Origin of the sequence: Nocardioides albertanoniae, assembly GCF_006716315.1 — a bacterium.
In the GTDB taxonomy this organism is placed as follows: Bacteria; Actinomycetota; Actinomycetes; order Propionibacteriales; family Nocardioidaceae; genus Nocardioides; species Nocardioides albertanoniae.
On sequence record NZ_VFOV01000001.1, the window covers coordinates 4,148,520 to 4,169,551 of the forward strand.

The 21,032-nt window shown below is 68.9% G+C and carries 21 protein-coding genes and 1 tRNA gene; 9 read left to right on the forward strand and 13 right to left on the reverse strand.

The window, feature by feature from the left end; translation table 11 throughout:
• The first annotated feature begins 156 nt into the window (after window positions 1-156).
• The 3 genes from FB381_RS19925 to FB381_RS19935 all read left to right on the forward strand — a co-directional run bounded on the left by FB381_RS19925 (window position 157) and on the right by FB381_RS19935 (window position 3,012).
• On the forward strand, window positions 157-1,053 hold the full coding sequence (locus FB381_RS19925) for a GmrSD restriction endonuclease domain-containing protein (RefSeq protein ID WP_141781888.1): 897 nt from the start codon (window positions 157-159) through the stop codon (window positions 1,051-1,053).
• Between the two features lie 101 nt (window positions 1,054-1,154).
• A complete protein-coding gene (locus FB381_RS19930) occupies window positions 1,155-2,402 on the forward strand; it encodes a hypothetical protein (protein ID WP_141781889.1) in 1,248 nt (415 codons plus the stop codon).
• On the forward strand, window positions 2,395-3,012 hold the full coding sequence (locus FB381_RS19935; RefSeq protein WP_141781890.1) for a class F sortase: 618 nt from the start codon (window positions 2,395-2,397) through the stop codon (window positions 3,010-3,012). The genes FB381_RS19930 and FB381_RS19935 overlap by 8 nt, the downstream gene beginning before the upstream one ends.
• A gap of 83 nt (window positions 3,013-3,095) precedes the next feature.
• On the opposite strand, the gene FB381_RS19940 is transcribed toward FB381_RS19935, so the two are convergent.
• Window positions 3,096-3,422 (reverse strand): GroES family chaperonin, encoded by a 327-nt coding sequence (locus tag FB381_RS19940; RefSeq protein ID WP_141781891.1) that lies wholly within the window; start codon window positions 3,420-3,422, stop codon window positions 3,096-3,098.
• A gap of 8 nt (window positions 3,423-3,430) precedes the next feature.
• Window positions 3,431-3,688 (reverse strand): DUF3618 domain-containing protein, encoded by a 258-nt coding sequence (locus FB381_RS19945; RefSeq protein WP_141781892.1) that lies wholly within the window; start codon window positions 3,686-3,688, stop codon window positions 3,431-3,433.
• A gap of 81 nt (window positions 3,689-3,769) precedes the next feature.
• Here FB381_RS19945 and bcp point away from each other — a divergent pair, with 81 nt between their 5' ends.
• The gene (gene bcp / locus FB381_RS19950; protein WP_141781893.1) at window positions 3,770-4,240 is read left to right on the forward strand and encodes a thioredoxin-dependent thiol peroxidase; all 471 of its coding nucleotides are present in this window, start codon (window positions 3,770-3,772) and stop codon (window positions 4,238-4,240) included.
• Here bcp and FB381_RS19955 read toward each other — a convergent pair.
• The 4 genes from FB381_RS19955 to FB381_RS19970 form a co-directional block, all read right to left on the reverse strand.
• Window positions 4,237-4,641 carry a hypothetical protein gene (locus tag FB381_RS19955; RefSeq protein ID WP_141781894.1) on the reverse strand — a complete coding sequence of 135 codons (405 nt, stop codon included), beginning with the start codon at window positions 4,639-4,641 and terminating at the stop codon, window positions 4,237-4,239. The two genes, bcp and FB381_RS19955, sit on opposite strands and share 4 nt — an antisense overlap.
• Window positions 4,642-4,748: 107 nt before the next feature.
• A tRNA-Leu gene (locus FB381_RS19960) sits at window positions 4,749-4,830 on the reverse strand.
• A 60-nt stretch (window positions 4,831-4,890) separates the two neighbouring features.
• Complete coding sequence (locus tag FB381_RS19965; protein ID WP_141781895.1) at window positions 4,891-5,373, reverse strand: HNH endonuclease signature motif containing protein; 483 nt, start codon at window positions 5,371-5,373, stop codon at window positions 4,891-4,893.
• A gap of 71 nt (window positions 5,374-5,444) precedes the next feature.
• Window positions 5,445-5,879 carry a DUF805 domain-containing protein gene (locus FB381_RS19970; RefSeq protein WP_246088220.1) on the reverse strand — a complete coding sequence of 145 codons (435 nt, stop codon included), beginning with the start codon at window positions 5,877-5,879 and terminating at the stop codon, window positions 5,445-5,447.
• Window positions 5,880-5,969: 90 nt separating this feature from the next.
• Here FB381_RS19970 and FB381_RS19975 point away from each other — a divergent pair, with 90 nt between their 5' ends.
• Window positions 5,970-6,569, forward strand: a complete 600-nt coding sequence (locus FB381_RS19975; protein WP_141781896.1) for a Maf family protein — start codon at window positions 5,970-5,972, stop codon at window positions 6,567-6,569.
• Here FB381_RS19975 and FB381_RS19980 read toward each other — a convergent pair.
• The 6 genes from FB381_RS19980 to FB381_RS20005 form a co-directional block, all read right to left on the reverse strand.
• Window positions 6,526-7,143, reverse strand: a complete 618-nt coding sequence (locus tag FB381_RS19980) for a GtrA family protein (protein WP_141781897.1) — start codon at window positions 7,141-7,143, stop codon at window positions 6,526-6,528. The genes FB381_RS19975 and FB381_RS19980 overlap by 44 nt on opposite strands.
• Before the next feature lie 80 nt (window positions 7,144-7,223).
• Window positions 7,224-8,402 (reverse strand): acyl-CoA dehydrogenase family protein, encoded by a 1,179-nt coding sequence (locus FB381_RS19985; protein ID WP_141781898.1) that lies wholly within the window; start codon window positions 8,400-8,402, stop codon window positions 7,224-7,226.
• 64 nt (window positions 8,403-8,466) lie between these two features.
• A complete protein-coding gene (locus FB381_RS19990) occupies window positions 8,467-9,354 on the reverse strand; it encodes a carbohydrate ABC transporter permease (protein ID WP_141781899.1) in 888 nt (295 codons plus the stop codon).
• A complete protein-coding gene (locus tag FB381_RS19995) occupies window positions 9,351-10,448 on the reverse strand; it encodes a carbohydrate ABC transporter permease (protein ID WP_246088221.1) in 1,098 nt (365 codons plus the stop codon). The genes FB381_RS19990 and FB381_RS19995 overlap by 4 nt, the downstream gene beginning before the upstream one ends.
• 26 nt (window positions 10,449-10,474) lie before the next feature.
• The gene (gene ngcE / locus FB381_RS20000) at window positions 10,475-11,887 is read right to left on the reverse strand and encodes an N-acetylglucosamine/diacetylchitobiose ABC transporter substrate-binding protein (RefSeq protein ID WP_141781900.1); all 1,413 of its coding nucleotides are present in this window, start codon (window positions 11,885-11,887) and stop codon (window positions 10,475-10,477) included.
• Window positions 11,888-11,937: 50 nt separating this feature from the next.
• Window positions 11,938-12,693, reverse strand: coding sequence for a sugar isomerase domain-containing protein (locus FB381_RS20005; RefSeq protein ID WP_246088222.1), 756 nt, complete (start codon window positions 12,691-12,693; stop codon window positions 11,938-11,940).
• 112 nt (window positions 12,694-12,805) lie between these two features.
• Between FB381_RS20005 and FB381_RS20010 the strand changes: the two genes are divergently transcribed.
• Both FB381_RS20010 and FB381_RS20015 read left to right on the forward strand, forming a co-directional pair.
• Window positions 12,806-13,768 (forward strand): N-acetylglucosamine kinase, encoded by a 963-nt coding sequence (locus tag FB381_RS20010; protein WP_170225243.1) that lies wholly within the window; start codon window positions 12,806-12,808, stop codon window positions 13,766-13,768.
• Between the two features lie 66 nt (window positions 13,769-13,834).
• Window positions 13,835-15,607: an acetyl/propionyl/methylcrotonyl-CoA carboxylase subunit alpha gene (locus FB381_RS20015; RefSeq protein ID WP_141781902.1), complete on the forward strand. Its 1,773-nt coding sequence runs from the start codon at window positions 13,835-13,837 to the stop codon at window positions 15,605-15,607.
• A 170-nt stretch (window positions 15,608-15,777) separates the two neighbouring features.
• Here FB381_RS20015 and FB381_RS20020 read toward each other — a convergent pair whose 3' ends face one another.
• A complete protein-coding gene (locus FB381_RS20020; protein WP_141781903.1) occupies window positions 15,778-16,488 on the reverse strand; it encodes a TetR/AcrR family transcriptional regulator in 711 nt (236 codons plus the stop codon).
• A gap of 131 nt (window positions 16,489-16,619) precedes the next feature.
• Here FB381_RS20020 and FB381_RS20025 point away from each other — a divergent pair, with 131 nt between their 5' ends.
• Together FB381_RS20025 and FB381_RS20030 are read left to right on the forward strand one after the other, a co-directional pair.
• Entirely contained in the window at window positions 16,620-17,549 is a 930-nt protein-coding gene (locus FB381_RS20025; protein ID WP_141781904.1) for an NAD-dependent epimerase/dehydratase family protein, read from the forward strand.
• Between the two features lie 91 nt (window positions 17,550-17,640).
• Complete coding sequence (locus tag FB381_RS20030; RefSeq protein ID WP_141781905.1) at window positions 17,641-21,030, forward strand: pyruvate carboxylase; 3,390 nt, start codon at window positions 17,641-17,643, stop codon at window positions 21,028-21,030.
• Window positions 21,031-21,032 lie beyond the last annotated feature (2 nt).

Below are 21,032 nucleotides of genomic sequence, written 5' to 3' on the forward strand. Positions count from 1 at the left end.
GGGATTCGTTTTGCCCGGCGTACGAGCTCGTGTGGACAACATTCGCGCAGACGTTCGCCTGATCGGCGCGCCTCCCCCACGGCCTTCGACGGCTCCGGCAGAGTTCGGGTGCCCCAGCTCCCCAGAGCTCTTCCCCAACTCTCGGAGTCCCCCAACATGCTGCGCCCACCGGCGGCCCTGCTCGCCGTCGCCCTCCTCTGCGCCGGATGCGCCGAGATGCCCCAGTCCGACACCGCCGTGCAGGCCGGCTACGGCGCCGAGAGCGGCGAGCAGGTCAGCCTTCACCTGACCGAAGCGATCGCCAAGCTGCCCGTCGCCGAGGAGGTCGGGTCGGGCTACGAGCGGGATGAGTTCAACCACTGGATCGACGCCGACGGCGACTGCCAGGACACCCGCGCCGAGGTGCTCCTCGAGGAGTCCGAGACCAAGCCGCGCGGCAGGTGCGAGGTGACCAAGGGCCGGTGGCTCTCCACCTACGACGGCGTCACCGTCAACCGCCCCGGCGGCCTCGACATCGACCACATGGTGCCGCTCAAGGAGGGCTGGGAGTCGGGCGCCGACCGGTGGACGAGCGAGCTGCGCGAGGCGTACGCCAACGACCTCGGTGACCCGCGAGCACTGATCGCCGTGACCGCTGCCAGCAACCGCAGCAAGAGCGACCAGGACCCGGCCGACTGGATGCCCGACGCCGCCGACAACCACTGCACGTACGTCGCCGACTGGGTCGCGGTGAAGATCCGCTGGAGCCTCTTCGCCGACCCCCGGGAGAAGGCTGCGCTCGAGGACGTCGCCGCCGGTTGCGGCGACCCGGAGATCACCGTCCGCCTGGCGCAGGAAGCGCCGGCCCCGGACCCTGCCCCGGAGCCCGCTCCGACGCCTCCGGACGACGAGCAGAGCAACGCTCCCGAGGGCGGATCGAGCGGCGACGACCCACGTTTCGACACCTGCGGCAAGGCGACCGACGAGGGTTATGGGCCGTACGAGAAGGGTAGTGACCCCGAGTACGACTGGTATCGCGACGGGGACGCCGACGGCACCGTGTGCGATCGCTGAGCCGACTCCAGGATTCCGCAGGCCAGAAGTGATACCCCGGCCCGTAACCTGCGATGTTCGATTAACGTTGTGTGTGACGAAGATCAAAGAGAGGGATACACGTGCGCACAACACTCATCGCGCGGGGAGCCGCCGTCGCGGCCGCGGCCGCCATGGTTGCTTTGTCAGCCGCACCTGCGAGCGCCGCCACGGTCTCGCAGGCGTCCGCCACCGCGCTGAGCCTGGAGGTCGCCGGCACCGGAGCCACCGACACCGGCACCTACTCCGTCACCCATGACGGCTCCACCGAGTCCAGCAAGGGCGTCAACGAGCCGGTCCTCACCGCGCTCGGTGGCCAGAAGGCTCTCCAGGCAGGCACCTTGGCGCAGAACGCCGTCGCCAAGGGCAACGCCACCTCGGCAGCCTGCTCCGGCGTCGCCGGAGACGGCGCGACCCTGGTCGCGGTCGGCGACGGCGACTGCCTCAAGGGCGGCAACAACCTCTCCCTCGACGTCGGCAGCCTCGACTTCAGCAACGTCAAGGTGATCCAGTCCGAGATGTTCATGGGCGTGGACGACCAGGTTCAGGGTCAGCTCAAGCCGTTCCAGGCCCAGATCGCCGACGGGCTCCGCGAGCTGCTCGCCCCGCTGGTCGAAGCGCTCGGCAGCCCCGGTCTCTACCTCGACCTCGGCGCCGTGCAGAGCAGCTGCACGGCCAACGCCAAGGCCGCCAACGGCGACAGCACCATCACCAACGCGAAGGCGTACGCCAACGTGCCGGGCGCCGGCCGGGTCGACCTGGTCGACCTCCCGGTCGAGCCGGCGGTCAACCAGAAGGTCGTCACCGACCTCTCCGGTGTGGTGGACGCCGTGCTGGCGGCGCTGAAGACTCAGCTCACCAAGGGTCTGGGCGGGGCGCTTGCCGACATCGACCCGATCGTCACCCAGCTGCAGGCGCAGCTCCTCGAACCGCTGCTGACCTCGATCGAGGAGCAGCTCGCTCCGCTGGAGGAGAACGTCCTCGACATCACCCTCAACGCCCAGGACCGGTCGCCCGGGGCGATCAGCGTGACCGCGCTCGACGCCGAGGTCCTTCCCGCGGCCAGGGCCTTCGTCGGCAGCAGCCTCGCCCACCTGACCATCGGCACCAGCAACTGCGGCCCGAACAGCCCGGCCGAGAAGGCCGCCCCGCACGCGCCGCAGAAGAACCCGCCGGCCGAGGCGCCCGCCACGGTGCCCACGGTCGTGACCGCCGGCATGGAGAGCTACGACGACGGCAGCGCGGGCCGCATCGCCCTCGTCGCGATGCTGCTGCTCGCCGCCGGTGGCGCAGGCGCAGCGGCGTACGTCCGTACGCTCCGACGTGGCTGAGGCCACCCACAAGATCGACTCGCCGTCGCGGCTCGCCGCGGCGGCGAGCGGTCTCTGGACCGCCTTGGTGACGCTGGCGATCGTGATGGTCCTGGCCGGCCTGGTCTGGCCCGGTGGTGACGCCGACGCGGAGGTGCCGCCCGGTGCCCCACAGCGTCTGGAGCTGCCGGGGCTGAAGACGAAGGCGAAGGTCGTGCCGATCCGTCTTCGTGGCGAGGTGCTCGACCCGCCGCGCAACCCGCGGGAGATCGGCTGGTGGGTCGGCAGCGCCAAGCCGGGCTCGGCGCAGGGCCAGACGGTCGTCACCGGCCACACCGTGCACACCGGCGGCGGCAGCCTCAACAAGCTCGACCACATCGAGCCCGGCCAAGAGGTCGACATCGCCACCAAGGACGGCACCTTCCAGCACCAGGTCGACTCCGTCCAGGTGCTCAGCCGTAGCGAGCTGGCCGAGCAGTCACAGCGCATCTTCGGCCAGGACCACGGCGACGGCCGCCTGGTGGTCATCACCTGCACCGACTGGAACGGCTCGGGCTACGACAGCAACATCGTCGTGTTCGCCCACCGGTTCAACGCGCTGCCAAAGAAGAGCCGAGTCGGCTCGTCCTGACACGTTCTCCGGTCGAGTCGGCTCGTTAGAACGCGCCGACTCGGCGGATATCGTGGTCAGGACGCGCCGGGTCGGCGGTGCGACTAGAGATACAGCCCGGTCGACCCGTCGGCGACCCGGTCAGCGGCGACAGCGTGCACGTCGCGCTCGCGCATCAGCACGTAGACCTCGCCGGCGACCTCGACCTCCGGCTTGTCGTCGGCGTCGAAGAGCACCCGGTCGCCGATCTCGACGGCACGCGCATGCGGCCCGATCGCGACCACGCGTGACCAGGAGAGCCGGCGGGCCGCGCCGATGGCGGCGGTCGCCGGGATGACGATGCCTCCGGACGAACGGCGCTCACCGGCGTCGGACTCCACCTCGACCAGCACTCGGTCGTGGAGCATCTTGATAGGGGTCTTGTCGCTCACCGGATGTGTCAGTTGGTCCTGGTGATCATCCGGAGCGTCGCCATGACCAGCCCGACGCCGACAACGCCACCGACGGTCTTGGCGATGTTGCCCATCCGCGGTTCGCCGGTGACCGGGTCGACGTAGACGGCTTTCACGGCCGCGACCTGGCGTTGGGCGATCGTCTTGGGGCTGCCCCGATAGATCAGCTCGTCGATGGTGCCCGCGAGCCGGTCGCGGATCTCTTCGATCTCGGACTCGAGCGAGGAAGTCTGGTCCTTGGACATGCGCCGACCTTAGCAACCGGCGTACGGCCGCTGCGCGCACCACCGCTGCGGTTCGCGTGGGAAGTTCGCTACGTTTGCCGCATGACACGTCTCGAGCCGGGCGACGTCGCCCCCGATCTGACTCTTCCCGACGACACCGGAGCCGAGGTCTCCCTGAAGGACCTCCGCGGCCGCAAGGTGATCGTCTACTTCTACCCCGCCGCGATGACGCCGGGCTGCACCAAGCAGGCCTGCGACTTCACCGACTCGCTCGATTCGCTGAAGGCGGCCGGCTACGAGGTCATCGGCGTCTCGAAGGACAAGCCCGCCAAGCTCGCGAAGTTCCGCGAGCGTGACGGGCTCAGCATCACGCTGGTCTCCGACGAAGACCTCTCCGTGCACAAGGCGTACGCCGCCTTCGGTGAGAAGAAGCTCTACGGCAAGGTCGTCGAGGGCGTGATCCGCTCGACGTTCGTCATCGACGAGGATGGCAAGATCGAGGTCGCGCAGTACAACGTGAAGGCGACGGGCCACGTCGCCAAGCTGCGCCGCGACCTCGGCCTCGCTTCCTAGAGGTCGCCGCCGGGCTTCTTGAAGTCCGGCGGCGGAGGTACGTCCTCGCCACGGATCTCCTTCGGCGGCTGCACCACCACCGGGCCGGAGCCCCACTTGGCGCCCGTCTCCTTCAGCCACTCGCCCGCCTGGGCGGCGACGCCGGTGGCGGCCTCACCGACCTGCAGCAGACCCGAGAGCGCCTGGTTCCTCGGCGAGGCGGCGTCGGTCGCCGAGGTGACCTCGGCGCGCTTGGCCTCGAACTGCGCCCTGAGCTCGCCCGCCTTCTCGATCGTCTTCTCGCCGCCGGTGACAAGGTGAGGAGCAGACTTCACCTTGGCGTCCTCCACTGCCGGCTTGGCGCCGTCGACGCCCTTCTGGACGCCATCGCGCCAGTTGGACGCGTTGTCCTTGAACGACATGTCTCATCCCTCCTGGATGGGTGTTGTTCTTCCATCCTTGGGGGTCACGGGCCTGTTGTCCATGGGGATCGACCCTGGGTCGCCCCGGGGACGACCCGGAATCTGGGTGCCGAAGGCGGGACTTGAACCCGCACGCCCTGAAGCACAGCATCCTAAGTGCTGCGTGTCTGCCAATTCCACCACTTCGGCGACGCGGCGATCAGTGTAGGGCAAACCACCGCAGCGAGACAGCCGCGTGCTCTCTGTGATCTATCCACCGATCAAGGTGTATTTTCCACGACTTGCGCCGCTGAAGTTCGGGGTCTGGCTATGGCAGTTTGGGCAGAGGAATCGCAGGTTCTCAGCGACGTTGTTATGGAAGTCGCCGTCGACGTGGTCGATGTGCAGCCGAATAGGTCTGCCCCGCCATTCATCACCGCAGCCACATTCTGCACAGACGTACGGCCGCCCGATCTCAAGAAGAGCCCTGCGCAACATGGGTGGCTTCGCACGGCCGCTGCCTTGCGGTCGGACAACTAGGATCTCGTCCGCCGAGTGTCGCGCGTGCGCGCCCGTTCCGACGTACCGAACGAAGTGGCTCGTGTCGATGCTCATCTTCTTGAGCATCCGGCTGATGTGGGCGTGGGTGCCACCCGCCTGGTTGAGGCCCAGATGCCGCAGTACGCCGGCGACGGACGTCGAGTTGTCGACCGCCTCCTGCAGCATCTCCTGCGTGTACTTCCGCCAGGTCATGGTCTGACATTAAGCCTGGCCACCGACAATGTCGGTGGCCAGGCTCATTCAGCGAAGTATCAAGTTCGCAATCAGGCGACGTTGTACTTGTCGCCCTCAGCCTTCTCGGGCAGCGCCCAGAAAACGATCAGCACGATGATGCCGATGCAGGTCAGGTAGAGCAGCTGCCACCAGCCGGAGCGGCCGGTGTCGTGCAGACGGCGAGCGCCGACGGCGAGCTGCGGCACCAGGATGGCGAGGGCGAAGAGCCCGCCGACGATGGAACCGGCCGCCGAGTCGTTGCCGAGGATCAGGCTGATCGCCGTGTTGACGACAAAGGCGAAGAGCCAGGGCCACCAGAACTCGGAGCGGCTGGCGCGGCCTTCGAAGCCGGCGTACTTCTTGAAGAAGCGCACGATGGCGTCGCGGGGCGAGGCGCCTCGGAGCGGCTGGCTCAGCGGGACCTCACCTACGGGGCCGGCGCCGTAAGGCTGCTGCGGGGGCGGGGGTGGCGGGTAGTCGGCCACGGGGTTCTCCTCAATTGGGTTGGATCAACGTGCGAAACCTAGCGGGGACCAGCGCCGAGGTAAAGGACCTTTGAGCCCTAGGGTTGACCTATGACCACGTTGGTCCTTGCCTCCAAGTCCCCCGCCCGACTGCAGACGCTTCGCAGCGCCGGCGTCGAGCCGGTCGTGATCGTCTCAGGCGTCGACGAGAGCAGGCTCGACGGGCTGCCTCCGACCGAGCTGGCGCTCGGTCTCGCCGAGCTCAAGCGCGACGCCGTGGCCGAGCGCCCCGAGGTGCCTGCCGGAGCGTTGGTGCTCGGCTGCGACAGCGTCCTCGAGCTGCACGGCAAGCCCCTCGGCAAGCCCGCGGACGCCGAGGAGGCGACGCGGCGCTGGCAGGAGATGCGGGGGCGCAGCGGGGTGCTCGTCTCCGGGCACGCGCTGGTCGACACGGCGACGGGCCGGACGATCTCGCGGACCGCGTCGACCACGGTGCACTTCGCCGACGTCAGCGACGAGGAGATCAAGGCGTACGTCGCGACCGGCGAGCCGCTGCACGTCGCCGGTGCGTTCACGATCGACGGGCTCGGCGGGGCGTTCGTGACCGGGATCGAGGGCGACCACCACAACGTGGTCGGTCTGAGCCTGCCCCTGCTACGCGGCCTGCTCAGCGAGCTCGGTCATGCGTGGCCCGATCTGTGGACCCGATGATCCGCGCGCGAGGCTCGGGGGCGACCAGCACAGTGCCCTCGGAATCGGCATCGGCAGCTGACTCGCGGGCGGCTGCCTGCTCCTCGACGCTGCCGTAGACCTGCGTGTAGCGGATCGGCTTGGCGAAGACGAACTTGCGGAACAGGAAGAACCGGGCGACCTGTCCCATCAGCACGCCGACGACGTTGGCCGAGAGGTTGTCGGCGATGGCGCTGTCCCAGCCGATCACGTTGCGGGTCAGGTAGAGGCACGCGACCGGCAGCAGCATGGTGACCGCGTTGATCACCACGTAGGCGGTGAAGCCACCGTCGGGATGCTCGGAGACGCGATGCCGGAAGGTCCAGCGGCGGCTCAGGTCGTAGCTGATCACCATGCCGACGGTGTTGGCGATGATGTAGGCCGGGATCGGCTGCCCGTTCATCGGCCCGGCCCCCAGGAAGAAGCCGTGGACCAGGCCGTTGAACATGACAAAAGCGACTGCTGTCGCAATGCCCCCGACCATCATGAAGCGGATCACCTCGCCGAAGAGGCGGGTGCGACGCAGCCGATCGAGCAGTTGTCCCCCGAACGCCATGCAGCCAGAGTAAACGGTCTGTGGTGATATGCGGTTTGAATACTTTGCGAGTTTCGTTCAGCCAGCAGGAAGATTGACGCCTATTCCACCGGAAGACCGAGGCCTCTGGCAATGAGCATCCGCTGCACCTCGGAGGTGCCTTCGCCGATCTCGAGGATCTTGGCGTCACGGTAGAACCGGGCCACCGGATATTCCTCCATGAACCCATATCCACCGAAGATCTGGGTGGCGATCCGGGTCGCGGAGACGGCCGACTCCGTGGCGTAGAGCTTGGCGGCGGCCGCGGCCTGCTTGAACTGCTTCATCGTCGCGCCGCCGGAGCCCAGCTCGGACTTCATCGCGGCAGCCTCGTACGTCAGCAGGCGCGATGCGCGCAGCATGACCTCGAGATCGGCGATCTGGAACGCGACGCCCTGCTTGCGGCCGATCGGGCCACCGAAGGTCTGGCGCTCACCGGCGTAGTCGAGCGCCATGTCGAGGCAGGCCTGGATGCAGCCCACCGCCAGCGCCGCGATCGCGACCCGGCCGTCGTCAAGGGTGGCGAGGAACTGCGCGTACCCACGGCCACGCTCGCCCAGGAGGTGGTCGGCGGGCACCCGAGCGCCGTCGAAGGAGAGCGGGTGGGTGTCGGAGGCGTGCCAGCCGAGCTTGTCGTAGGCCTTCTCGGCGGTGAAGCCGGGGGTGCCCGAGGGCAGCATGATTGTGCTGATCTCGGGCTTGCCGTTCTCGCGCGTGCCGGTGCGCGCCGTCACCGTGACCACCGAGGTGATCGAGGAGCCGGAGTTGGTGATGAACTGCTTGGATCCGTCGACGACCCACTCCTCGCCGTCGAGGACCGCCTTCGTGGCCGTCGCTCCGGCGTCGGACCCGGCGCCCGGCTCGGTGAGCCCGAAGCCAGCCAGCTTCTTGCCCGCCACGAGGTCGGGCAGCCAGCGCTGCTTCTGCTCGTCGGTGCCGTAGGTGAGGATCGGGTTGATCCCGAGCCCGACCGCGGCCTCGAGCGTGATGCCGATCGACTGGTCGACCCGGCCGAGCTCCTCGATCGCGACGCAGAGCGCGACGAGGTCACCGTCGCCGCCGCCGAACTCCTCGGGAGCGGTCAGGCCGAAGAGGCCCAGCTCACCCATCTTGTGGACGACGTCGACCGGGAAGTGGTGGTCGCGGTCCCACTGCGCGGCATGGGGCGCGACCTCCTTCTGGGCGAAGTCACGGACGACGGCACGCAGCTCTTCGTGCTCGGGCTGGAGAAAAGCAGTCACGACCCCTAGGTTAGCGGTTATTAACCTAGGGGTCGAGACCCGCATCACATCGAGGTGGGAAGGCTCAGCGGAAGGTGCCCGTCGAGACCGTCCCGGCGATCCTCCGCTGGAAGATCAGGTAGACGACGAGCACCGGCAGCACGGTCATCACCACACCGGCGAACAGCGCGCCGAAGTCGACGTTGTAGCCGGCCTGCGCCGAGAACGACGCCATCCCCTGGGTCAGCACGTAGTTGTCGCGATCGGTGTTGAGCGCCACCGGGAGCAGGAACTGGTTCCAGAGCCCGAGGAAGTTGAAGATCGCCACACCGGACATCCCGGGCGCGGCCATCGGCAGCATGATCCGGAAGAACGTGCGCCACTCCCCCGCACCATCCATCATCGCGGCCTCGTAGACGTCGTCGGGCAGCGTCTTGAAGAAGGCGTAGAGGAAGAAGACGGTGAACGGCAGTGCGTACGCCACATAGGTCATGATCAGGCCCGGCAGCGTGTTGAGCAGACCGATGCCCTGGAGCACGAAGAACAGCGGCACGATGACCAGGAAGACCGGGAAGGTCAGGCCGCCGAGCAGCGAGTAGTAGATGAAGTTGCGGCCGAAGAACTCGAACCGCGCCAGCACGTAGGCGCACATCGCACCCAGCAGCATCACCAGCACCAGGGCGGTGCCGACGACGATGACTGTGTTGAAGAAGTACGTGCCGATGCCGGCCTTCGTCCAGGCGCTGACGTAGTTGTCGAAGCTCCACTCGGCCGGCAGCGAGAACGGCGAGGCGAGGATCTCCTTCGACGTCTTGAAGGAGGACAGCAGCACCCAGCAGAACGGCACGATCACGATCACCGACCACAGGATCAGCATCGTGTGGGACGTGCCCGCGACCAGGGCGTCGCCGGGCGCCCGGCGCCCGCTCCGGCGGGTGGGAGCAGCGGTGTTGTCGAGAGTCACGGCGCTCATCGGCGTACCTCTTCTTCCTGGGAGCCCTCGCGAGCCTTGAGCATCTGCAGCGGCCTGCCGTGGGCGAAGAAGGCCGGGGTGTTGCGCTTCGGCTTCTTCTCCCGGCCACCGGCGAGATAGAAGACCGTGAAGACCAGGGCCGCGAAGATCAGCGTGACCAGGGCGAGCACCACACCCATCGAGGTGGCATAGCCGAACTGGCCCTTCTTGAAGGCGGTGTTCATCAGGTGCTGGCTCATCGTCAGGGTCGAGTTGGCCGGCCCACCGCCCGGGTTGAGCGCCGCCATGAAGACGTACGCGTCGAGGGTGAGGATGCCGAGGTAGATGTAGGCGGTCTGGACGTTGTCGCGGATCGAGGGGAGCGTGATCGAGAGCGCCGTGCGGAAACGGCCGGCGCCGTCGATGCGGGCAGCCTCGTAGATCTCCGCGGGCACGCCCTTGATCGCCGCGACGAACAGCACGGTGTAGAAGCCGATGTTGGCCCAGATCATCACGAACATCGAGGCCGGCATCGCCGCGCGCACCTCCCCGAGCCAGGCGTAGTCGGTGAAGCCCTCGAACCCGATGCCCGTGAGCATGCCGTTGAGCAGACCGGCGGCGGGGTCGTAGACCTGCGCCCAGAGCAGACCGATGATGACGGCCGGCACGGCGTAGGGGAAGAAGGAGACGACCCGGTAGAAGCCGGAGCCGTTCAGACCGCGCACCTGACCGGTGCTCGGGCCGGCGGTGGTGACGACCACCGCGATCGTCAGCGCCGCGACCAGGGACACGAACGGCACCACGATCGTCAGCAGCACGTTGTTGCGCAACGCCTTGAGGAAGGTGTCGTCGTGGAGCAGCTTGACGTAGTTGTCCATGCCGACGACGTTCATGACCGGGGAGAAGCCGGACCAGTCGGTCAGCGAGTAGAAGAGCGCCTGGCCGATCGGGATGACGACGAAGATGACGAAGACCGCGACCGGTAGGCCGAGGAAGACGGCCATGAAGAACGCGCGGTCAAGGGTGATCTTGCGGCGGCGACGGCGCGGTGGGGCTCCCCAAGGGTTCTCCTCGGGGAGCCCAGCCGCCGTCGCATCAGTTGCTGATGCAGACATAGGTGGTTCGCGATCTGTGAGGTGGATCAGGTGACCTTGAGCTTCTCGACGGAGGAGTCGTCGGCGACCTTGTCGAAGATGGCCTGGACCTTCTGGGTCAGACCCTTGACGTCGAGGTCTCCGGAGAGGAACGAGTTCCACACGACGAGCTCGTCGGCGTTGGTGCCGTAGTAGTCGTAGAACTGGAAGTTGAAGACGTTCTCTCCGGCGCCGTCGAGCATCGAGGTCTGCGACTTCAGCGCCGCCGAGCCGAACCCGTCGGCGGGCACGGTGTCCTTGACGATGGTGGGCGCGAGCTTCGTCTTGGCGAAGTTGGTCGCGGCCTCCTTCGACAGCATCGCGCGCAGCAGCTCCTTGCCGCCGGCGGGGTTCTTGGCCTTGCTCGGCACGATGTAGCCCTCGCCGGCAGCGGCGCGGATCGCCTCGTACGGCATCTTGGAGTTCTCGGTGAGGGTGAACTCCGGGATGCCGGTCATCTCGAAGCCGTCCTTGGTGGACTTCTTCATCTCGTTCTCGATCCAGCCGCCGCTCGGGTAGAGCAGCGCCTGCTGGTCGTTGGACCACTTCGCCTGGGCGGCGGTGAACTGGGTGCCGGCGCCGCCGGGGACGAACATGCCCTGCTTGACCATCTCGGCGAGCTTCTCGAGGATGCTCTGGATGGTCGGGTGCGACCAGGCCTTCTTGTCGAGGTTCTCCAGCGCGAGGCGCACCTCGTCGCCGCCCTCCTTGGCGGCCGAGTCGATGACCAGGGTGCGGTAGTAGGTCGCCGCCTCCTTGCCCCAGACGAAGAGGTACTTCTTCTTGGCCTTGGCCTTCGCGCCCAGGTCGAGGGCCTCGTCCCAGGTCTTGGGGGCGGTCCAGCCGTTCTCCTCGAAGAGCGAGGCGGAGTGCCACACGGCGTAGAGGGTCATCACGTAGTTGATCGCGACGAACTTGCCACCGAAGGTGCCGGGCTGCTCGACCTTGGGGTAGAGCGTGTCGGCGATCTTGGTGCCCTCGTAGTTGTCGGCCTCGAAGACGTCGTCGAGGGTCTCGAGCTGCGAGGCGATGGTGCTGTAGCCGATCAGGTCGGCACCCGAGTTGTCGATCAGGTCGGGGGGCGTGCCGCCGACGAAGCGCGGCTGCAGCTCGGTGGCGATCTTGGAGGTCGCGCTGACCTTGACCTTGGAGTCGGCGAACTCCTTGCCGACCACGCCTCCGGCGAACTCGACGTAGTCAAAGCCATAGCCGCCGTCGAAGATCACCGCGTCGACGGTGGAGTCCTTGGCCATGCCGAACGGGTTGGTGTCGGACTTGGTGCCGCCACCGCTCTTCTCGGAGTCGCTGCCGGGCGCGCCACAGGCGGCCAGCGCACCGGAGAGTGACACGAGAGCCGCGCCGGCGAGGCTGCCGCGCAGAAGAGTCCGGCGATCAAGCCGGCCGTGAAGCTGCTGAGACATCGTGCTGCCTTCTTTCGGGTGGTTTCCTCTTTACTTCTTCTTACGGGTTGTCATGCCATGCTTCCGATGCGCTCGCCGTAGTGAGCCTTCAGCGCATCGTTGTGCTCATCGCCACCCGGGATGTTGGCGGAGAGATACAGGGGCGGGGTCTCGCCCGTGGCTTGGATCCTGGTCGCGGTCGCGAGGGTCAGGAGCTGAGCGATGTACGCCGCGGTGATCGAGGAGACCGCGCCGGCGCTCACGGCGCCGACCGACACGGTGGCGTCGCCGAAGGGCGCCAGGTTGTCGATCACCACGTCGGCGATCTCCGAGAGGCGCTTGCCGCTGGGGTGCTTGGGCGTGACCGCCCGGGTGTGCTCGAGGCTGGTCACGGCGATCACCTTGTGGCCCTCCTCCTTCGCCCGCAGCGCGATGCCGACGATCGAGCCGTTGACTCCGGAGTTGGACGCGATCAGGAAGACGTCCTGCGGCTGGAAGTCGTGCAGCTCCCAGAGCTCGTCGGCGATGTCGGAGTCGCGCTCGAGGAGGCCGCCCACCAGGTCGCCGGCCGGACGCTCGCCCTTGAGGACGGTGTCGCGCAGGGCGATGGCGTGGGTCGGGATCAGCCCTCCGGCGCGGCCGGCGATCTCCATCGCGAAGGCCTGGGAGTGGCCGGTGCCGAAGGCCTGCAGCACACCGTTGTCGCCGATGCTGTCGACCATCAGGTCGATCGCCTCGTCGAGACCGCCGGATTGCGCAACAGACTGCAGCGCGGACAGGCGTGTGCGAACCTGCTCATCGAAGGCTCCGAACACGTCGCTGGTCAATTAGTCCACCCACTTTGCAAACTCGGGCCGCGACCGTATGACGGGCCCTGCGCACGAAAACTATTTGGAGAGAGTACGCCTGGCAATGGTTTTCTGTTACGAAACGGTGTCAATGACTGACAACTATTTGGGACTCGACGCGGGCGGCACCAGCACGCGCGCCGTCGTCGTCGCCTCGGACGGCCGCTGCCTCGGCGTCGGACGGGCCGGCAGCGGCAACCCCACCTCCGCCGGGATCGACGCGGCCACGCACGCCATCGTCACCTCGGCCGGCCAGGCGGTGACCGCCGCGTCTCTCGGCTCGGTCGCCGGTGCCGCACTGGCCGTCGCCGGAGCGGCCGACACCGGTCACCGCAGCGCGATCGGGGCGGCGCTCGCCGACCTGGTCGAGGGCGAGCCGGTCTTCGAGTTCGATGTGCTGGCGGCGTACTTCTCGGGGACGGCGGCGGCCGACGGCTATGTGCTGCTCTCCGGCACGGGAGCGAGCGCGGTGCGGGTCGAGGGTGGGCAGCTCGCCGCGATCTCCGACGGGCTGGGCTGGCTGCTCGGCGACGTCGGCTCGGGCTTCTGGCTCGGCCGCGAGGTCGTACGCCGCGCGCTCGCGCCGCTCGACGGTCGCGGCACCTCGACGCTGCTCACCGAGCTGCTGCTCGACCGGCTCCGGATCGTCCCGGACGAGCGGCGCACCGCCGGCCGCACCTCCGCGCTCGTCGCCGCGACGGGTGCCCTCTATGCGATGCCGCCGTTGCGCCTGGCCGACTTCGCCTCGCTCGCCTTCGAGGCCGCCGACTCGGGCGACCCGGTCGCCACAGGCATCCTCGAGGAGGCAGCGGTGGGGCTGGCGGAGACGCTCGCGGCGGTGCGTACGCCTGCGGTGGACGGGCCGCTGGTGGCTGCCGGAAGCGTCCTGGCCCGCCAGCCCGGCTTCGTGAACCGGGTCGCGCCGGACGCGCTCATCGCGACCGACGGGTTGGCCGGGGCGGCGGTGCTGGCCCTGCGGCACGGCGGCGTGCACGTCGATGACGCCGTCTACACCCGGATCACCCGCTCGCTCGCTGAACTCACCCGAGTGTGACAATCGTCATCACGGACGCCTGAAGCCAGGCCGGATGGCCTCCTCTAGCATGTCCTTGCATTCACGATGGAGGAGTTCTCGTTGAGCAAGCCACTGACCAAGGTCCTGATCGCCAACCGCGGTGAGATCGCCGTTCGAGTGATCCGCGCGTGCAAGGACGCCGGAATCGGCTCCGTAGCGATCTACGCGGACCCCGACCGTGACGCGCTCTTCGTGCGCCTGGCCGACGAGTCCTACTCGCTCGGCGGAGCGACGCCGGCGGAGTCGTACCTGTCGATCGAGAAGATCATCGACGTCGCCCGCCAGGCCGGCGCCGACTCGGTCCACCCCGGCTACGGCTTCCTGGCCGAGAACGCCGAGTTCGCCCAGGCCGTGATCGACGCCGGCCTGACCTGGATCGGCCCCTCGCCCGAGGCCATCGACGCGCTCGGTGACAAGGCGAAGGCCAAGCAGATCGCGCTCAAGGCCGGCGCCCCGCTCGCGCCCGGCCTCAAGGACCCGGTCGAGGACGCCTCCGAGATCACTGCCTTCGCCCAGGAGCACGGCCTCCCGGTCGCCATCAAGGCGGTCTTCGGCGGCGGCGGCCGCGGCCTGAAGGTCGCCCGCACGCTCGAGGAGATCCCCGAGCTCTACGAGTCGGCCGTCCGCGAGGCCGTCGGCGCGTTCGGGCGCGGCGAGTGTCTGGTCGAGAAGTTCCTCGACCGCCCGCGCCACGTCGAGACCCAGTGCCTGGCCGACCAGCACGGCAACGTGGTCGTCGTCTCCACCCGCGACTGCTCGCTGCAGCGTCGCCACCAGAAGCTGGTCGAGGAGGCGCCTGCGCCGTTCCTCACCGAGGAGCAGAACAAGCGCCTCTACGAGTCGTCCAAGGCGATCCTGCGCGAGGCCGGCTACGTCGGCGCCGGCACCTGTGAGTTCCTCGTCGCCGCCGACGGCACCATCTCCTTCCTCGAGGTCAACACCCGCCTCCAGGTCGAGCACTGCGTCTCCGAGGAGGTCACCGGCCTCGACCTGGTGCGCGAGATGTTCCGCATCGCCGCCGGCGAAGAGCTCGGCTACGGCGACCCCGAGGTCCGCGGCCACTCGATCGAATACCGCATCAACGCCGAAGACGGCGGCAACAACTTCATGCCGGCCCCCGGCACGCTCACCGAGTGGGCCCCGCCGGCCGGCCCGGGCGTACGCCTCGACGGCGGCTACGAGAAGGGCGAGACCATCCCCGGCTCGTTCGACTCCCTGATCGCGAAGCTGATCATCACCGGCACCTCGCGCGAGCAGGCGCTGGAGCGCTCGCGTCGCGCGCTCGACGAGTTCGCGGTCGACGGCATGCCGACCGCGATCCCGTTCCACCAGGCCGTCGTCAACGACCCGGCCTACACCGCCGAGAACGGCTCCTTCGACGTCTACACGACCTGGATCGAGACCGACTTCGACAACCAGATCACCCCCTACGCCGGTGCCGCCAGCGACCCGGCCGAAGACGACGAGCGCCAGACGGTCGTGGTCGAGGTCGGTGGCAAGCGCCTCTCCGTCTCGCTGCCCGCGGGCCTCGGCGGCATCGCTGCCGGCGGCGCCACCGCGAAGAAGCCGAAGCGCTCGGCGAAGAAGGCCGGCGCGGCCGCCTCGGGCGACTCGGTCACCTCGCCGATGCAGGGCACCATCGTCAAGGTCGCCGTCGAGGAAGGCCAGGAGATCGCCGAGGGCGACGTCGTCGTGGTCATCGAGGCGATGAAGATGGAGCAGCCCCTCAAGGCCCACAAGTCCGGCGTCATCACCGGCCTCAACGCCTCCGTCGGCGAGACCGTCACCAACGGCGGGGTCATCGCCGAGATCAAGTAGCTCCGCAGGACCGGCAGCGGCCGTTCACCGAGGTAACTCGGTGGGCGGCCGCTTCTTCGTGGAGCTCCACGAGGTCGGTGTCGGTTAGCCGAGGTATCTCGGCGGCCAGACAGGGGCTGGCAGAACAGCGGCGGATGCTCGTCGAGTTACCTCGGTGAGCATCCGGCCCCTCACAGCCCCAGCTGGTCAGCCAGAGCGGTGAGGTGGAGCTCGAAGAGGGCGGCAGGGTCGCCGAAGGCATCCGGGCCGAACTGGCCGAAGACCTCGAAGCTGACCCGGCCGAAGAGGCTGGTCCAGACGAGCACGCCGCGTACGAGCACTGCGTCGGGCAGGTCGATGCCGGCCTGGTCGCGGATGCCCTGCAGTCCCGCCGTGAGCGCGGGCGAGGGCTCGTCCGGCTCCTCGGGCAGGGTGAGGCGGCCGGAGGCGAGCGCTCTCTCGGCCAGCCGCAGCATCGCGGTCGGGACCCGCGTGCCCGGCACGCTCGTGCGCTCGTCGGGAGCCGCATAACCGGGCACCGGCGACCCGAAGAGCAAGGCGTACGTCGCCGGCTCGGCGAGCGCCCAGGCCCTGACCGCGCGGCCGAGCGCCAGGAGCTGGGCGCGATGGTCATCGTCGGGGGCGGCCGCGACGGCTGCGTCGACGGCGTCGCCCAGCTCGTCGTAGCCGGCGACGAGGAGCAGGGTGAGCAGCTCGTCGCGGTTCTTCACGTAGCGGTAGACCGCTGAGGACACGACCCCGAGGTCGCGGGCGACCGCGCGCAACGACAGCGCCGCCGCGCCGTCGGTCACCAGATGCTCACGCCCGATCCGGACGATCTCGTCCATCGTCTGCGCCCGGGCCCGTTCGCGTGGGGTGCCGTCGTTCGTGGTGCCAGCCATGGCCCCATCCTGACCCGGAAAAGAGAGCACTGTCAACAAATGTGAGCACTGCTCTTGCTTTGTCGGTGATCCCGCGCCACACTCATTGCGAGAGCACCGCTCTCTCAACCCCAGACCCTCAGGAGAATCCCGTGAACAGCACCTACCTCGTCATCGGCGCCGGACCTGTCGGCACGACCGTCGCCCTCCAGCTCGCCGCCCGCGGCGACCGCGTACGCCTCCTGACCCGCTCCGGCAGCGGGCCCGTGCACGCGAGCATCGAGCGCCTCCGCGGCGACGCCACCGACCTCGACACCGTCACCCAGGCGGCCTCCGGCACGTCCGCCGTCTTCGACTGCATGCACGCCACCGCCTACGCGGCAGCCACCTGGCGCGAGGAGCTGCCGCGGGCCGAGAAGGTCGTGCTCGAGGCCGCGGGGAGCGCCGGCGCCGTCGTCGTCTTCCCCGAGAGCCTCTACGCCTACGGTCACGTCTCGGCCACCATCACCGAACAGACCCCGCGAGAGGCAGACTTCGGCAAGCCGGCGGTGCGGGTCGAGCTGCTCGGCGCCCGCGACGCCTCCCCCACCCCGACGGTCAGCGTCGCAGCCTCGGACTTCTACGGCCCGCTCGTGCGCACTGCCCACGCCGGCGACCGCATGGTGCCGACGGTGCTCGCCGGCAAGACGATGCGCGTGCTGGGTGACCCGGACGCACCGCACTCATGGACCTACGTGCCCGACCTGGCCACCGCGATGATCAAGGCTGGCGACGACGAGAGCCTGTGGAACAGCTTCCTGCACGCGCCCACCGCGCCGGCGGTGTCCCAGCGCGAGCTCGTCCACACCTACGCCGACGCGGCAGGCGTCGCCGCGCCGCGGGTCAGCAGCATCCCCGGGTGGGTGCTGAAGGCGATCGGCGCGGTGCACCCCGGAACCCGGGAGCTGGCCGAGCTGGTCTACCAGTTCGACAAACCGTTCGTCATGGACTCCTCGGCCAGCGAGTCCCGCCTCGGCCTGACCCCCACCTCGCTGGAGACCGGCGCGAAGGCGACGGTGGAGTGGTGGCGTACGCAGGCCTGAGCCGCACTGCTCGGCGGTGAACAGCGTCCACAAACTGGTCGGTAGTGTCCGAAACCCGGACCAGGGCCGCAGGATCGGTAGCGTTACGGCCATGTTCAAGAAGGTGTTGGTCGCCAACCGCGGCGAGATCGCGATCCGAGCTTTCCGCGCAGGCTTCGAGCTGGAGGCGAAGACGGTCGCCGTCTTCCCCTACGAGGATCGCGGCTCCGAGCATCGCCTGAAGGCCGACGAGGCCTACCAGATCGGCGAGCTCGGCCACCCGATCCGGGCCTACCTCGACCCCGACGCCATCGTCGAGGTCGCCAAGCAGAGCGGCGCGGACGCCATCTACCCGGGCTACGGATTCCTCTCCGAGAACCCGGCGCTCGCCGAGGCGTGCGCCCGGGCGGGGATCACCTTCATCGGGCCCTCCGCGGAGGTGCTCACGCTCACCGGCAACAAGGCGACCGCCATCGCGGCGGCGAAGGCTGCCGGCGTACCGACTCTCGCTTCGGTCGAGCCGTCCACCGACGTCGACGCGCTCGTCTCCGCCGCCGAGTCGCTGCCCTACCCGCTGTTCGTGAAGGCGGTCGCCGGCGGTGGCGGCCGCGGGATGCGGCGGGTCGACGACCCCGCCAAGCTGCGCGAGGCCGTCGAGACCTGCATGCGTGAGGGCGAGGCCGCGTTCGGCGACGCGACCGTCTTCATCGAGCAGGCCGTCGTCGAGCCGCGTCACATCGAGGTGCAGATCCTCGCCGACGGCGCGGGCAACGTGATCCATCTCTTCGAGCGCGACTGCTCGGTGCAGCGCCGCCACCAGAAGGTCGTGGAGATCGCTCCCGCCCCGAATCTCGATCCTGACCTGCGCGAACGCATGTGTGCCGATGCGGTGCGGTTCGCCAAGGAGATCGGCTACTCGTGCGCGGGCACCGTGGAGTTCCTGCTCGACCCCGACGGCAACTACGTCTTCATCGAGATGAACCCACGCATCCAGGTCGAGCACACCGTGACCGAGGAGGTCACCGACGTCGACCTGGTGCGCTCGCAGATGCGGATCGCCGCCGGCGACACCCTCGACGACCTCGGTCTCAGCCAGGACTCCGTGCACCTGCGCGGCGCCGCCATGCAGTGCCGGATCACCACCGAGGATCCCGCCAACAACTTCCGCCCCGACACGGGCATGATCACCACCTACCGCTCCCCCGGCGGCGCCGGCATCCGGGTCGACGGCGGCACCACCTACTCCGGGGCCGAGGTATCGCCCCACTTCGACTCGATGCTCGCCAAGCTCACCTGCCGGGGGCGTACGTTCGAGGACGCTGTCACCCGCGCCCGCCGGGCCGTGGCGGAGTTCCGGATCCGCGGGGTCGCCACCAACATCCCGTTCCTGCAGGCGCTGCTCGACGACCCCGACTTCATCGCCGGCTCGATCACCACCTCGTTCATCGAGACCCACCCGCAGCTGCTGACCGCGCGGGCCTCCGGCGACCGCGGCACCAAGCTGCTGACCTACCTGGCCGACGTCACCGTCAACCAGCCGCACGGAGCCGCGCCCGTCTCGCTCCATCCGGTGGAGAAGCTGCCCGAGCTCGATCTGTCGGCGGCTCCGCCGGCGGGGTCTCGTGACCTTCTTCGTGAGCTCGGACCGTCGGGCTTCGCGGCGGCGCTGCGAGCCCAGGAGGCGGTGGCGGTCACCGACACCACCTTCCGCGACGCCCACCAGTCGCTGCTCGCGACCCGGGTGCGCACCACCGACCTGCTCGGCGTGGCCGGCCACGTCGCGCGGCTGACGCCGCAGCTGTGGTCGCTGGAGGCGTGGGGCGGAGCGACGTACGACGTGGCGCTCCGCTTCCTCTCCGAAGACCCGTGGGAGCGGCTGGCGGCGCTGCGCGAAGCCGTGCCCAACATCAACCTGCAGATGCTGCTGCGTGGACGCAACACCGTGGGCTACACGCCCTATCCGACCGAGGTCACCGACGCGTTCGTCTCCGAGGCCGCCGCCACCGGGATCGACGTCTTCCGCATCTTCGACGCACTCAACGACGTCTCCCAGATGCGGCCGGCGATCGACGCGGTGCGCGCGACCGGTTCGTCGCTCGCCGAGGTGGCGCTCTGCTACACCGGCGACCTCTCCTCGCCGGATGAGAAGCTCTACACGCTCGACTACTACCTGCGGCTGGCCGACGAGATCGTCTCGGCAGGCGCGCACGTGCTCGCGATCAAGGACATGGCCGGACTCCTGCGGGCGCCTGCGGCGCGCACCCTGGTGACCGCGCTGCGGGAGCGCTTCGACGTGCCGGTGCACCTGCACACCCACGACACCGCGGGTGGCCAGCTGGGCACGCTCCTGGCCGCTGTCGACGCCGGGGTCGACGCGGTCGACGCCGCGACCGCATCGATGGCCGGCACCACCTCCCAGCCGCCGCTCTCCTCGCTCGTCGCCGCGCTCGACCAGACCCCACGCGCCACCGGTATCTCGTTGTCGTCGGTGAACTCGCTGGAACCCTACTGGGAGGCGGTACGCCGCGTCTACGCGCCCTTCGAGTCCGGCCTGCCCGCGCCGACCGGCCGGGTCTACCGCCACGAGATCCCCGGCGGCCAGCTCTCCAACCTGCGCCAGCAGGCGATCGCGCTGGGGCTCGGTGAACGCTTCGAGGAGATCGAGGACATGTACGCCGCGGCCAACCAGATCCTCGGCCGGGTGCCGAAGGTCACGCCGTCGTCCAAGGTCATCGGCGACCTGGCCCTCTCGCTGGTGGCGGCGGGAGCCGATCCGGCTGCCTTCGAGGCCGACCCGGCGGCGTACGACATCCCGGGGTCGGTGATCGGCTTCCTCAACGGTGAGCTCGGCGACCCTCCGGGCGGATGGCCCGAGCCGTTCCGCGGCAAGGCGATCGCCGGCCGCACCTGGAAGGAGCCGTCGCCCACGCTCTCCGCCGACGACGCCGCCGGGCTCGCCAGCGAGGAGGCCGGCGAACGACGGGCGACGCTCAACCGGCTCCTCTTCCCCGGCCCGACGAAGGAGTTCGGCGAGGCACGGTCGAAGTGGGGCGACGTGTCGGTCATCTCCACCCTCGACTACCTCTACGGCCTGCGCGAAGGCGAGGAGCACGTCGTCGAGCTCTCCGAGGGCAAGACCGTCATCTTCGGTCTCACCGCCGTCTCCGAGCCCGACGAGCGCGGCATCCGCACCGTCATGGCGACCATCAACGGCCACCTGCGCCCCATCGGCGTACGCGACCGCTCCGTCGCCGCCGAGGTCGCCGCCGCCGAGAAGGCCGACCCGGCTGTTCCTGGCCAGGTCGCCGCCCCCTTCCAGGGCGTCGTCACCATCGCGGTCGCCGCCGGCGACTCGGTATCCGCCGGCGACACCGTCGCCACCATCGAGGCCATGAAGATGGAGGCCGCCATCACCGCCCCCGTCGCCGGCACCGTCTCCCGCCTTGCCTTCGACGGCACCCAAGCCGTAGACGGCGGCGACCTCGTACTCGTCCTGGACTGATC

Coding starts and splice junctions, on each gene's coding strand:
- FB381_RS19995 (WP_246088221.1), bottom strand. CDS start 10,448: ATGTCTGCATCAGCAACTGATGCGACGGCGGCTGGGCTCCCCGAGGAG.
- FB381_RS19945 (WP_141781892.1), bottom strand. CDS start 3,688: ATGTCCAAGGACCAGACTTCCTCGCTCGAGTCCGAGATCGAAGAGATC.
- ngcE (WP_141781900.1), bottom strand. CDS start 11,887: ATGTCTCAGCAGCTTCACGGCCGGCTTGATCGCCGGACTCTTCTGCGC.
- FB381_RS19925 (WP_141781888.1), top strand. CDS start 157: ATGCTGCGCCCACCGGCGGCCCTGCTCGCCGTCGCCCTCCTCTGCGCC.
- FB381_RS20030 (WP_141781905.1), top strand. CDS start 17,641: ATGTTCAAGAAGGTGTTGGTCGCCAACCGCGGCGAGATCGCGATCCGA.
- FB381_RS19990 (WP_141781899.1), bottom strand. CDS start 9,354: ATGAGCGCCGTGACTCTCGACAACACCGCTGCTCCCACCCGCCGGAGC.
- FB381_RS19965 (WP_141781895.1), bottom strand. CDS start 5,373: ATGACCTGGCGGAAGTACACGCAGGAGATGCTGCAGGAGGCGGTCGAC.
- bcp (WP_141781893.1), top strand. CDS start 3,770: ATGACACGTCTCGAGCCGGGCGACGTCGCCCCCGATCTGACTCTTCCC.
- FB381_RS20020 (WP_141781903.1), bottom strand. CDS start 16,488: ATGGCTGGCACCACGAACGACGGCACCCCACGCGAACGGGCCCGGGCG.
- FB381_RS20015 (WP_141781902.1), top strand. CDS start 13,835: ATGGAGGAGTTCTCGTTGAGCAAGCCACTGACCAAGGTCCTGATCGCC.
- FB381_RS19955 (WP_141781894.1), bottom strand. CDS start 4,641: ATGTCGTTCAAGGACAACGCGTCCAACTGGCGCGATGGCGTCCAGAAG.
- FB381_RS20010 (WP_170225243.1), top strand. CDS start 12,806: ATGACTGACAACTATTTGGGACTCGACGCGGGCGGCACCAGCACGCGC.
- FB381_RS19975 (WP_141781896.1), top strand. CDS start 5,970: ATGACCACGTTGGTCCTTGCCTCCAAGTCCCCCGCCCGACTGCAGACG.
- FB381_RS19980 (WP_141781897.1), bottom strand. CDS start 7,143: ATGGCGTTCGGGGGACAACTGCTCGATCGGCTGCGTCGCACCCGCCTC.